Genomic DNA, 12,997 nt, shown 5'->3' with positions numbered 1-12,997 from the left:
GACGAGGATAATGGAGTCTATCGGTAGGGTATACTCTAGGGCAATCGTAAGCTCGGGTGTCTGATGAGCTTACGCCTGCCCTGACTATCCTACCACCATACTACCACACTACCATACTACCGTACTATATTCGCCCTATGCAAATTCTCACCATCGTCATTGGCATCATCTTTGTCCTCTTGCTACTCAGCTTGCTGGCTACTACTATGATGGAGCTTTTGTCTTCACTCTTTAGTTTGCGGTCGCGCAACCTGATCAAGGCCCTGCGCAATATGCTGGCCAGTTCCGACCCGAACGAAGTGCTAGTAGATGAATTCCAACGTAACAGCCTCTATCGTCATCTGACCCAGCAGTATGGGCGCAGGCGGACGAGTTCAGTGGGCCCGAGTTACATGAACGCAGAAACCTTTCAAAGTATCCTGTTTGATGTGATCCTGAAGGGAGATGATATCAGTAATCTGGAGGCCCGCCTTGATGCCCTGCCGGATGAAGACCTTCGCAATGTGTTAAAGCAACTTCTGCGGGAAAGCGGCGGCCAGTTGGATCTCTTCCGCCTGGAAGTACAAAACTGGTACAACAGTGTTATGGACCGTGCCGCCGGCTGGTACAAACGCTACACCCAAAAGATTCTCCTCTTTATGGGCCTCGGCATTGCCGTGGTATTCAATGCTGACACTCTTTCCCTCTACGACCGCCTGAGCAATGACCCAGAAACGCTGGAACAACTCGCCAATGCCGCTGAGCAGTACGTCGCTGCCCGTGAACGGGTCAATCAGTTACCACAGGAAACCACTGCTCCGGAACCGGTAAGCCCCGCTCCAACAACGACCGACCCGGTGGATCCGGTTTCAACTGACCCAAACAGCGCTGACCCCAGTTTCGGAGATCGTGCCCCGGCTGACCCCTTCGGAACTTCCACCACCGTTCAGCCCCCCACTACGGTGGAACAGCCCGCTCCGGCAACTTACCTCTATTCCGGAGAGGATGTATCGGATAAGGACTTTAAAACCTCCCTCGAAGAGCTCAAGGGCCTGCTCAACAACGAGATCGCCGAAATCCGCCGACCTCTGGGCCTTGGCTGGGAAGGGGTAAGCCTGCGGGAACTGTCCCTTTTTGATCTGATCTCAAAATTCTTCGGCTACATTCTCACCGCACTAGCCGTCAGCCTTGGCGCACCTTTCTGGTTTGATCTGCTCAAGAAGCTGGTCAATATCCGGAGCTCAGGGGCACGGCCGTACGAAGAGTAGATTTGGTACTCTGGTTCTTTGGTCTTTGGAGCTACCGCATTTTGTAGGAGGCTGGGTGCTACAGGCGTAATGGCCTCCAAGGCCTCAATGTGCGGTAGCTCCAAAATACTAACGAGCCAACGAACTAAAGAACCAAAAACCTCCCTACATTTGCCCCAAAGCAAAATTCTACCCCATTTGATGCGTGTTTCCTGGCGGCCGTTGGCCGCGCTTCTTTGTTGGTCATTGCTCTTGAGCTGTTCCTCTGAACCTGCGTCCGCGCCTGGATATGAAGCTCCGGAAGAACTCGGCCCTAATGCGTCCATTATTCGCAGCCCCGTTGCTGAAAGCGCCGAAGAGCCGGATACCGTTACTACCGCAAGAATTGAGTTTGAGCTTGTCGAGCACGCGTTCGGAGAAGTGAAAGAAGGCACTATCGTCAAGCATGATTTCGCTTTCGTCAACACGGGCAAAACTCCTTTATTGATCACTAAAGCCCGCAGTACCTGCGGCTGCACGGTACCCAGTTACCCCGAAGAGCCCATCGCCCCCGGCGAGGGAGGCATCGTCAGTGTTGCTTTTGATACCAAAAATAAATACGGCCGCCAGCGTAAGCCCGTCACCATCATTGCCAATACCTATCCGGCTATGACGACGATCTACATGGACGGAACCGTCATCAACGAAAAAAAATAATTATGCCTTCTATTCTCCTACAAGCTGCTGGCGGCGGATCACTATTCACCAACGGCTTTTTCATGATTGCCATGCTGGTGGTGCTGATCTTCTTTATGATTATCCCGCAGCGTAAAAAAGCTAAAGAGCAGGCTTCCTTCATGGATAGTCTCGAAAAGGGTAAAGAGATCGTTACCGCCAGCGGAATTCTGGGGCGGATCGATAAAATAGAGGATAAGATCGTCACCATCAACGTCGGTAATAAAACTTATATTCGGGTGACCAAAAACGCGATCTCCAAGGAACTTACCGATGCTATCTACCCTCCGGCGACTGATTAGTAGAAACCCGCTGAAACAAATGGCCGATACGGACCGCAAGGTGCTCGCTATTTGTATGACGGCCGCTTTTGTTTTCTGGCTTATTTTGAATCTTTCGCAGGAGTACAGCATCCGGCGTGAGGTTACCCTGGAGTATATCGTTGATCCGGAAAGAGTGCTGGTCGGGCGAATGCCCGAAACACTGGAAGCGGACGTCAGTGGCACCGGCTGGAACCTCGTTTGGGAAAGTCTCGTGCCCGGTCCTCTGCCCGTAACGATCGATATTCGTAACCGGGATAACCTACGCCTCACCAACGCAGAACTCCGGCAACAGGTACAGCGCCGACTCTCCAGCGGAGCCCTGGCGGTAGACAACCTCGGCTTTGAATCAGTGACCATTTTAACCACCCCGAAGGAAGGCAAGCGCGTCCCCGTCCGGTCGCAGGTATCTCTGTCCTTCGCCAACGGTTTCCTGGCGGCCGACCTACCTATTCTGGAGCCTGACAGTGTAACCGTTAGCGGCTCAACGGATGAACTGGACGACATTGCGTACTGGCCCACTGAAGAGCTAACCCTGACGGGGGTAAATAACTCTATCAAAAGAATTGTTACCCTGGCCAAACCCGCTGAAGGATTGACCCTGAGCCGGAATGAAATCAACTACACCCTGAACGTTGAGGCCTTTATTCAGAAAGATATCGAGGTTCCCGTAACGGTCGTTCATGCCCCTGAAGTGGATAGCTATCGTATCAACCCCTCCACCGTGAGCTTGCGGGTAAGCGTACCCCAAACGGCTTACGAAAGTATTAATGCCAGTGATTTTAGCCTGGTGGCTGACCTGGAGAACCTCCGAAACGAGGATGGTCGGAACAGTGTGCCCGTGATTTTACAGGAACAACCTGATGAAGTTATTAGCGTGTTTTTTGAGACGCGGTCGGTAGAGTATTACCTGATCAAGGAGTAGGCTTGTGGGCTGCCGCATTTTGGAAGCGAGATTTTTGTCGCTTCGCGACGGGATGTTTTCACGCAGATGTACGCAGAGGTAGGGGAGGACGCAGAGGATGTTTTATCCCTTGAGCAAATCTCATGTTGATTGCCCGAATCAGTAAATTTGATCGCCTCCAATGAGCGGTACCCTCCAAGGCCTCCCACGTGCGGTAGCTTACAGGCCTACAAGACTACAAGACCACCCCTCACTCTCCATAAGTCTCCCGGCTAAAGCCGAAGCGCACCAGATCGGCAATCATGCCACCGGGTTTACGAAACTCGTTGCGGAGATCTCCTTCCCGGCTGAAACCTACCCGGCGGGCCAGCCGCTGGCTGGCAAAGTTGTCTGACAGGGTCTTCAGGTAAATTTTTTCGAGCTCCAGCTGGCGGAAAACAAAGCGAAGCACCCGGGCGAGTACTTCAGTCATAAGCCCTTGTTTCATGTGGTCTTTATCAATGAAGTAGCTGATTTCCGCCATGGGGACTTCCCAATTAATGTCGAAGATGTGTACATAACCAATCAGCTCCGTTGACTCATTGTGCCAGATGCCGAAAGCATAATCCTGCTGCAACAGCCAGGCAGCAATTCGTTCGCGCAGGAAACACTCGGCGCTATCGTCATCGGCCCCGACCTCCGCTACCAGGATCGGGAAATGATCTTGCAGATAGTCCTTGTTTTGCTCAATGAGATTCCGGAATACTCCTCCCTCATTTTCCCGGAAACGGCGGACCACGCAGTTACTCGTAAGCAGGGCAGTATCGATGTTGAAAAGTTGAGGGCGCATTCTTTAGTAGTGTAGTAATGTAGTCCGGTAGTATTGTAGTAGTTACCGCCAAAGAGAGCGGTATACTGCTACGAGGCTGGAATTGAGGGCTGTCGTTTAATGCTTACTCGATCCAGGTAACCTTCTCCTCCCAGTCTCCGCGCTGCCGTGGTAGTTCGGGAGCTTCATGGTAGCCCAGGTAGAAGAGGCCAAGGCATTTTTCGTTATCGGCGGCAGAAGGCCATTGCCCGTAGCTGTCACACAGGAAGGTGGGGCTTGACCAATAACCGCCAAGGTTGTAGGAGTCGAGGCTGGTCCAGAGGTTTTCAACGGCGCAGCCAACCGCAGCGACCTCTTCCCACTCGGGTAAAGACTCCGCCGGGTCCCGGTGGAGGAAAATGGCGATTACTACTGGTGCTTTGGTAAAGAAACCGCTAAACTTTTTCTCCAGTTTTTCACTCCAGGTATCCGGGCCGCGCAAGGTTTCAAAGACAGAAACGACCTCCTGGTGCAGTTGCTTCTTTCCATCACCAGTATACACCCGAAAACGCCAGGGTTCCGTTTTCTTGTGGTTAGGGGCGTGATTAGCCGCGTCAAGGAGCGCACTGATAATGGCTTTGTCAACGGGCTTATCCGTGAAAAACTGGGTATATACGGAGCGACGATTCTTAATGTGGGAAAGCATGCTTGGTCTTTTGGTTTGTTGGCCTTTTGGCGCTGCTGCATTTTGCCGGCCGGAGCTATTGTGTTAACCTTCGCGGCAAGGTAGTGGTTTAGCCCGAAATATTTTTGTTGGCAATGAAGGAGACGCTGTGCGTTGGATGAAGCAGGACATCGACAGTTCATCAGGCGCGGGGCCGCAGGATGCAATGGAAAGTTGATGAATGCAGGGTAGAGGGCTACTTCGTGATCACCACCGTGCCAAGACCCGCTGCCAGTTCCTTTTTTATCTGATTGAGTTTATCCTGCAAACGAATATGCCGTATGATGTTCGCTTCGTCTCCCTGCCGTTGAAAATCTGCAATCTTGCGGGTGTTCTCCCGTAGCTTCCGGTCAACCTTGGCCATGCGGAGTATCCGCAGGAATATCTCAGCGGCCAGCTTATGATTCTCCTCGGGGGGCTTCTGACTTAGGCGAAGACCATATTTGTCTTTCCAGTTCGGGCTCAGGGTGTGCGCTGTTTTCATGAACTCCTGCGCCAGAATACGAACGTACTCTTCCGGATGGTTGAGATACCATTCGGGGGCAGGTCCGTTTTTATGCTGGCCTACGTAGTCGGTTACCAGCACCACCAGTTTCTTAAACCGATCGTTGTCAAAGTCATTCAGTACGTCAGCCACGTTTGCCGTCAGAAAAGCGGCTATGGACTGATTTTTTTCTTTCTCGTAAATCTTACTGCCATGATTGATGAGCAGTTTGGCCAGGTCTCGTTCCAGATAAGAATGACCGGACATCAGTAAGTCTCCACCAGCGGAAGCAGTGTCTTCTTCTCGTTCTGGAAGTACATCCGGTAAATCCGGCGGTGGCATTTCAGCTACGTCCATTCCTCCCCAGGAGGGCTCTTCCATACCGTCCCAGGAAGGTTCCTGGAGGCCGGCCCATTCGTCGTCCGTTGGGTCTGCTTTTGGCGGCGGAGGAGTGGACTCCGTTGGAGTTGGCGGGCGCTGTGGGCGAACCGGCGGCAGCTGCTGCCGCTCCGCACGGGCGTTGCGTTCCCGGCGGCGCTCCTCCCGCTCCATTTCTTTCTGGGCCTGCACACGACGATCCGCGATGGCCTGGTTGACCAGGTTGACGAGTAAGCTCTCCTCCAGCCCAAGCCGACCGGTGAACTGCTGTAGGTAGCCCGCTCGTTTCAGCGGGTCTTCCACCAGAGCAAGGGTAGCGATGCTTGACCGGATCGCGTCGCTGCGCGCCGCCACGTCGTCCCCGGCTTCTTCCAGTAAAAGATCTGCTTTGAAAAAGAGGAAGTCTCGCCGCTTTTTCTCCAGAAATTCCTGAAAGGCCGTTGTGCCCACCTGCTGCATATAGCTGTCAGGGTCTTCGCCGTCGGGCAGGATGACTACCCGGACGTTGAGCCCCTCCAGCAGCAGTACGTCCACGCCACGCAGCGCGGCCTTGATGCCGGCCTTATCCCCGTCATAGAGCAAGGTGACGTTCTCGGTCTGCCGTTTCACCAGCCGGGCCTGGCCCGGCGTCAGGCTGGTGCCCGATGTAGCCACTACGTTTTCGATGCCATTCTGGTGCAGGCTGATCACGTCGGTGTACCCTTCCACCATATAGACGTTATCGAGCTTTCGCACCGACTGCCTTGCCTGGTGCAGGCCGTAGAGCACCTCTGACTTGTAGTAAATTTCTGATTCCGGACTGTTGACGTACTTCGGCGCTTTGACGTCCTTTTTCAGGATACGCCCGGCAAAAGCAATTGGCTTACCACTCAGGTTGTGAATGGTAAACATTACCCGGTCCCAGAAGAAGTCTTTCTTATTCCGGGTAAGTCCAAGCTTGTCGAGTTGCTCTTCTTTGTAGCCCGCCGCAACGGCGGCTTTCAGCAGACCGTTACGGGCGTTCGGGGCGTAGCCGAGGCCAAACTTATCCATAACCTCGCGGCGGAAGCCGCGGCTTTTGAAATAGCTCAGGGCGATACTCTTTCCCTCGTCCGTGTTGTACAGCTGGTCTGCGAACCATTGCTGCGCAAATTCATTGACCAGAATAAGGGCTTCCTTCTCCTGCCGTTCTTCCCGAACTTCCTGACTTACTTCTTTTTCCTCCAGCTTAATGTTGTAGCGGGCGGCAATTTTACGGATGGCGTCGGGGTAGGAGAGTTGCTCCAGGGTCATCAAAAACTTGATCGGATCACCTCCCTCCCCGCAGCCAAAGCACTTGTAAATGTTACGGGCAGGGTTAACGTTGAAGCTTGGGGTCTTCTCATTATGAAAGGGGCATAAGCCCAGCATGTTTTGTCCCCGTCGCTTTAGGTTCACGTAGTCACCCACCACATCTTCGATGCGGGCGGTGTCTTTGACCAATTGAATGCTTTCGTCGGTAATCATGCTCGGCCCAAGATACGGGTCTGAACCTGAAGGATGGGAAATGATGCCCCAAATAAAATCCATCATGGGATCAAACCTTCAGGAAAGGTGCTCCTTCCTTAAGCTTACCGCAATTTTTGTGCGTCTTAGAGCTTAACCATCCGTTGCGTTGTCACTGTTGCACCAGATTGCAGGCGAACGAAATACACCCCCGCCGGATAGCTACTGATATCCAACGAGAACTGATGATTCCCCGCTGCCAGCTTTCTTTTAAAGATAGTTTTAAGCAACCGGCCGGAGGAGGTACTGATACTCAAGTCGACAGTCTCTCCGCCCGGAATTGCAAACCTTATTTGAGCGTTATTTGCTGTAGGGTTTGGCCATAATCGGACTTCCAGGTTTGTCGGAGAGCTATTGTCTTCCGTACTGGTGGCGCCACAGCCGCCCAGTATCGGCAGGTGAACGTAGTCGTGTGACAGAAGCTCTCGGACTCTTTCGGGGTCGAGCTCAAACCAATCCTGGAAGACAGTACCATAGATGTCACGGAAATCGTACTGCATGGCAACTCCTTCGTCGGTGGTTACAGCGTCTCCGATCTCTGCATTGTTACCAAGGATGCCCGCCTTAACACAGGCCCCCATGAGAAATAGTGGCGCTGCCGTACCATGGTCAGAGCCCATGCTTTGGTTAGACCGAATTCTGCGACCAAACTCAGAGAAAGTCATGGATAACACCCGGTTTTCAAGGTCTAACGCGCGAATATCCTGATGGAAGGCTGCAAGCCCTTCACTTAATGTGGTTAAAAGATCGCTGTAGATCCCATTGGCAGGGTTGCCTCCGACTACTTGATTGGCGTGTGTATCGAAGCCGCCAAGGCTAACTACGTATACCTTCGTTTGCAAGCCTCCGCTAATGAGTTGAGCAACGTTTTTTAGTTCACGGGCGAATCTGGTGTCCGGGTAAGTCGCGGTGCTTTGGCCCCGTTCGGCTATTTGCTGAACCACGTCTCCGTAGGCGTTGGCCTGTACAATGCTGGTTCTGAGAAAGCTTAATTCATCTCCGTAAAAGTTATCGGGTAATGGAGCATTACCTCCACCTGCCAGAGTCAGTAGGTTGAACGGGTCCGTAACGGCCATACTGAAATTGGTGCCTATTCCCTGACAGGTTTGGCTAACCTGACTCCCCATGGCAATGGCAAATGGGTGGGGTGCTTCCTCGTTAGGATAGCCTTCCGGAAATCCGGGATTGTCATATTCAAAGTTGCGTCCGATCCAGCCACTGGTCACCAGTTCATTAGCGTCGGATGCGGACGTCCAAATGTCTGTAGACCGGAAATGGGATCTGTTTTGGTCAGGATAAGCAACACCCTGAATGGCGGTCATCTTTCCATCCTGATAGATTCGTTGCATTCCTACGGCAGCCGGGTGAAAAGCCAGGTCACCATCAATGCCAAGGAGTTGGTTTTGGGGAACCATCAGGTTGCTTCTTACCCGCATCAATTTGTCAAATTGATTGACGGGTACCAGGGTACTTAGCCCGTCATTTCCTCCATTCAGTTGGATGAGGACCAGGACACGGTCTGAATCCGGATTTACTAAGGAACGTAATCCATTGGTCAGAGAAGCACTAAGTGGGGCTCCCGCTAAAACAGGAATACCCAGAGCTGCGCCAGTTCGAAGAAAATTGCGACGATTCATTGATGTTTGTTTGCCTATTCTGGAGCCTACTCCTGGAATACGTTGTGTTTAAACTAATTGAAATTCTGCCAGGCCGAAAAAGGCTCTAAACAAATTGCGAAGCTTGGCCGCTACACTGTTTTTAACATCCCCGTTATTAGGGTTAGCTAAATAGTTCCCGTATTCAACGGTCCATTCAAAGTCTGGTAGCCCAGGAATGAGAGCCTCTTTAAGAATGACCCGCTGTTCGTCTGAAAGTGGTATGGGTAATAGGATATCCGATATCCCCTTTATCAGTTGGTCCGGATTAGTAGATTCTTCAATCTGCTCTATCCACTCTAGGTAATCGTAATAACCAAAGCCACCTTCTCCTATGCCTACTCCGTTCAGACTTGTCATAGTCTGGGTAAAACGAGTTCGTTCCTGCAGGGTGCTACTATTAATCCAGATGCGGTAAAAACCAGGTTGTTGGTAGTACGCTTCCCAACCTGCTACGGAAGGCGGGTTGAAGTAATCCATATCCATTACGGCTGCCCGGTAATAGTAGTAGATGAAGAGTCGTCGCTTCTGATCTGTTTGTAAGGCTTCAAATTGATGGTCATGATTAAAAGTCCTCATGGTTCCCGCCACCATTTGTAAAGGATTTTTGATCATTGGCCCCAAATAATCAGTAGAGTAGAAATGGTCAGAGGTGAACAGAGCGCGTAATACGGGTCTGATCTCAAAGTTGTTCTCTTCAAATATCTGGGCCAGACCTTCAATAATTTCAGTCTCTACGACGTCAGAAATCTTGTAGTAGACAAAATGCCGGTATAGTTTCCGGCAGATGAACCTTGCAACGGCTGACTGTTCGAAAATTCGATCAATTACGTGCTTGTACTCATCAATACCCCCATTAGTGATCACATCTCCATTGAAGTGGTAGCTCAATTCTTTATCCGAAATGTCATGTCGACTAAGATCAAAATATGCTTCGGGGGAGTGAATTGGGTTAGTACTGAACAACTGCCTGGTTTGCCATCCCGTCAGTGCCCGTGCAAGCGCCCGCACATCCTGCTCGGTGTAATTGCTGTAGTCTCCCGGAGCAATTTGAGGTCCTTTGCCAACAGTAAAAAGCTCAAGTAACTCACGTGCGTAGTTCTCATTGGGAGAAGCTGCAAAACTTTGGTTTCCATTAAGGAACACCAACATGGCTTTATCAATGGTAACTCTCTTCATCAGTTCTTTGAAGTTGCCGAGCGCAAACTCCTTCAATAGAATATGAAAGTCATAGCGAACCTGCGCCTGCCCACCGCCTGCAATTCCGAAATGATTGACCCAGAATTCGCACATTCGTTCTCTCACCGAGAGTCGTTCTTTACGGATGTTGTCATAGACCCAGGCCCGTAAAGATTGTAAGCGGTACTGATTTACATTAACTCCGGCAATCAGAGGCTTCCCAATCCATGACTCCCCTATTCCTACGTTGGGGTCACCTTCGAAGTTATAGTTAATGGGTTGAGAGGGGAGCGGGCGTTCTTCTAATAGTAAGTCCACCGCTGCTTCCATGTCCATACCCGTCAGTTGAGTCACTTCTTCCGGGCGTAAGCCAAACCCTGTTCGGCGTAGTAAGTGACTGGCCTGGGTAGTAGTCCATTCACCGTTATAAGTAGTGAGGCCCCGCAAGGTCAGATCAGTAGTTATGTTTACCATAAGACAGGTCGCATTGAATTTACTATTGCTTGAGTAAAGAGATTTGAGGACCTTAAGTAGTGCATTTCTTTACCGGGAAGCAACCGACAGTGGCTGATTTGCTCATTTGTTATGAAAATTGAGCCGAAAGAGGCCTCAATGAGAAACGGCCTCTACGTTTTGTAGCTATGTGACCTGTTATCAAATTTTAAGGGCAGTACACGGATTGACTACCGATGTCCGTTGAGCACTGATTTGTGATCGGCCAAAAGCGGATATGGTATAGTATGACCTTCGAATGGATTCGCTGGAAAAAGACAGTGTTGCAGGAAAACGGAAGTTTCGGGCGTTAGCCCATTGGTTCTGGCAAAAATCGGGAAGTATTGCCGTTGGTAATGGCAGAGTAGAATGCGACTGGAAATTGCCAAATAGCTACAACACCAGCAATTTTGCGGGTGGAGCTAAGAATAAAGTGCTCAACGTTTCTGAATATCTAATCTCTCCAATTGAATGACTCCCCAATTAGCCAGGTCTTATACAGATTCAGAGGTAGGCTCTGCGCTCGCTTACGCAGCAGATTGTCCTTTATCGACTGTCACCTCCACGTCAATTAAGTGAAAGTCTTTTTTCGCAGGCCTAATGTTTACGGGGCTTTCAGCTCCTTTTAACTTTCTTTAACGTTCTGCGACGCATACTTTTCGCGTTTTAAGCGTCTATACTAACGAAAGCGGGAACGCACGGAGCTACTCCGGTTTAACGTGCCCGCCGCTTCAAGACTTAATGGGTGTTCTCATAGTGTGTGGACTGTCCCGGCGTCGTTTCTACGATGACCGGGGCAGTTTTTTTTAGGGGGGGCAGGTGGGAGGTTGCGAGTTCGCAGGTTGCCACTGTTACTCACCTTTTGAGCATTGTTTTATTTGAGGAGAGTTAAGCAAAAAAAAGACGGGTTGTAATGCCTTTGTAGCACTACAACCCGTAAATTTTGCAACCTGCAACCTGCACCCTGCACCCTGCAACCTGCTACAAATCAAACTTAATCCCCTGCGCCAATGGCAGGGTCGTTGAGTAGTTGATGGTATTCGTCTGCCGGCGCATGTAAGCCTTCCAGCTATCGGAGCCGGACTCGCGGCCACCACCAGTTTCCTTTTCACCACCGAAGGCACCGCCAATCTCGGCACCGGAAGTGCCGATGTTAACATTGGCAATTCCGCAGTCAGAGCCAGCCGTGCTGAGGAAGAGTTCGCTCTCCCGCATGTTGGTCGTCATGATCGCAGAGCTGAGCCCCTGGGGCACACTGTTCTGGATCTCGATGGCTTCCTCCAGTGTAGAGTAAGGCATGATGTACAGAATGGGAGCGAAGGTTTCGTGCTGAGCCATTTTGCTGTCAGCCTTTACTTCGAAGAAGCAGGGCTTTACGTAGCAGCCACTCTCGTAACCGGGGCCTTCCAATACACCACCATCGACGACCGTTTTGCCGCCTTCGGCCTTAATGCTTTCAATGGCTTTGAGGTAAGTATTGACACTGTCTTTATCGATCAGCGGGCCCACGTGATTGTTGGTGTCCAGCGGATCTCCAATGCGAAGCTGACCGTAGGCAGCCTTGAGTTTGTCGCGAACTTCGTTGTAGCGGCTTTCGTGAACAATGAGGCGGCGGGTGGAAGTACAACGCTGACCACAAGTACCTACGGCGCCGAAGAGCGCGCCGGTCAGGACGAGGTCCATATCCGCCGTCTCCGTGATGATGATTGCGTTATTACCGCCCAATTCGAGAAGAGACTTTCCGAGGCGTGCGCCAACAGTCTGTGCTACGATCTTACCCATTCGGGTAGAGCCGGTGGCAGAGACCAGCGGAACCCGGCCGTCTTTGGTCATGTATTCGCCGATTTTGTAATCGCCATTCACGAGGCTGCTAATGCCTTCGGGCAGGTCGTTGTCTTTAGCCACCTTCGCCCAGATGTTCTGGCAGGCAATGCCACACATGGGGGCTTTTTCGGAAGGCTTCCAAACGGTCACGTCGCCACAAACCAGGGCAATCATGCTGTTCCAGCTCCATACGGCAACGGGGAAGTTGAAGGCAGAAATGATACCAACAATGCCCAGCGGGTGCCACTGCTCATACATGCGGTGCATAGGACGTTCGGAATGCATCGTCAGACCGTACAGCTGGCGGCTCAGGCCTACGGCAAAGTCGCAGATGTCAATCATTTCCTGTACTTCACCCCAACCTTCCTGCAGGCTTTTGCCCATTTCGTAGGAAACCAGGCGGCCAAGAGCATCCTTGTGTTGGCGTAGTGCATCACCATATTGACGAACGATTTCCCCCCGCTGAGGAGCCGGTACCGTGCGCCAGTGTTTGAAGGCGGTCTGAGCCGTCTGAATGACCGCTTCGTACTGATCTTTAGTCGTAACGCTTGCTTTGCCAATCAGCTTACCGTCAACGGGGCTGTAAGAAGCAATGTGCTCTGCAGAATTGTGGTGGCTGGTTTGGCCGGTGCTGGTGCCGTCGTTGTCAGCTTTGAGGCCTAGTTCCTGAAGGAAATCCAAGTTCATGATCGTGGTGGTTGGTTAGAGGGCGCAAAGGTAAGGGTTTAGGAGGAGAGATTTAGAGAGGAAGCATACCATAAGCAGGGCTATGGCAAACTGAAAATG

Annotated in this window: 11 protein-coding genes; 5 read left to right on the top strand and 6 right to left on the bottom strand. The window is 51.5% G+C overall.

The annotated features are described in order from the left end of the window. Nucleotides 1–137 precede the first annotated feature (137 nt). From BM123_RS01560 to BM123_RS01545, 4 genes are all read left to right on the top strand, one after another. Nucleotides 138–1,247 carry a hypothetical protein gene (locus BM123_RS01560; protein ID WP_090165041.1) on the top strand — a complete coding sequence of 370 codons (1,110 nt, stop codon included), beginning with the start codon at nt 138–140 and terminating at the stop codon, nt 1,245–1,247. A 150-nt stretch (nt 1,248–1,397) separates the two neighbouring features. Next, entirely contained in the window at nt 1,398–1,922 is a 525-nt protein-coding gene (locus BM123_RS01555) for a DUF1573 domain-containing protein (protein WP_245748378.1), read from the top strand. Between the two features lie 2 nt (nt 1,923–1,924). After that, nucleotides 1,925–2,242, top strand: coding sequence for a preprotein translocase subunit YajC (gene yajC, locus BM123_RS01550; protein ID WP_090165039.1), 318 nt, complete (start codon nt 1,925–1,927; stop codon nt 2,240–2,242). Between the two features lie 19 nt (nt 2,243–2,261). Next, entirely contained in the window at nt 2,262–3,185 is a 924-nt protein-coding gene (locus BM123_RS01545) for a CdaR family protein (RefSeq protein WP_090165038.1), read from the top strand. 229 nt (nt 3,186–3,414) lie between these two features. Here the strand turns inward: BM123_RS01545 and BM123_RS01540 are convergent, their stop codons facing one another. The 5 genes from BM123_RS01540 to BM123_RS01520 all read right to left on the bottom strand — a co-directional run bounded on the left by BM123_RS01540 (nt 3,415) and on the right by BM123_RS01520 (nt 10,369). Then, entirely contained in the window at nt 3,415–3,993 is a 579-nt protein-coding gene (locus tag BM123_RS01540) for a GNAT family N-acetyltransferase (RefSeq protein ID WP_090165037.1), read from the bottom strand. A 103-nt stretch (nt 3,994–4,096) separates the two neighbouring features. Next, nucleotides 4,097–4,657 (bottom strand): nitroreductase family protein, encoded by a 561-nt coding sequence (locus tag BM123_RS01535; RefSeq protein ID WP_090165036.1) that lies wholly within the window; start codon nt 4,655–4,657, stop codon nt 4,097–4,099. Between the two features lie 214 nt (nt 4,658–4,871). Beyond that, entirely contained in the window at nt 4,872–7,022 is a 2,151-nt protein-coding gene (gene dnaG, locus BM123_RS01530) for a DNA primase (RefSeq protein ID WP_175489217.1), read from the bottom strand. A gap of 125 nt (nt 7,023–7,147) precedes the next feature. Further along, nucleotides 7,148–8,698, bottom strand: coding sequence for a DUF1501 domain-containing protein (locus tag BM123_RS01525; RefSeq protein WP_090165034.1), 1,551 nt, complete (start codon nt 8,696–8,698; stop codon nt 7,148–7,150). Between the two features lie 48 nt (nt 8,699–8,746). Then, a complete protein-coding gene (locus tag BM123_RS01520) occupies nt 8,747–10,369 on the bottom strand; it encodes a DUF1800 domain-containing protein (protein ID WP_090165033.1) in 1,623 nt (540 codons plus the stop codon). 277 nt (nt 10,370–10,646) lie between these two features. Between BM123_RS01520 and BM123_RS01515 the strand changes: the two genes are divergently transcribed. Continuing rightward, nucleotides 10,647–10,862 (top strand): hypothetical protein, encoded by a 216-nt coding sequence (locus BM123_RS01515; protein ID WP_090165032.1) that lies wholly within the window; start codon nt 10,647–10,649, stop codon nt 10,860–10,862. A 506-nt stretch (nt 10,863–11,368) separates the two neighbouring features. Here BM123_RS01515 and amaB read toward each other — a convergent pair. Continuing rightward, on the bottom strand, nt 11,369–12,898 hold the full coding sequence (gene amaB, locus BM123_RS01510; protein ID WP_090165031.1) for an L-piperidine-6-carboxylate dehydrogenase: 1,530 nt from the start codon (nt 12,896–12,898) through the stop codon (nt 11,369–11,371). Nucleotides 12,899–12,997: the final 99 nt, after the last annotated feature.

It is taken from the genome of Neolewinella agarilytica (assembly GCF_900110645.1).
GTDB classification, from domain to species: Bacteria; Bacteroidota; Bacteroidia; order Chitinophagales; family Saprospiraceae; genus Neolewinella; species Neolewinella agarilytica.
This window is presented reverse-complemented; position numbering and strand designations above follow the sequence as displayed.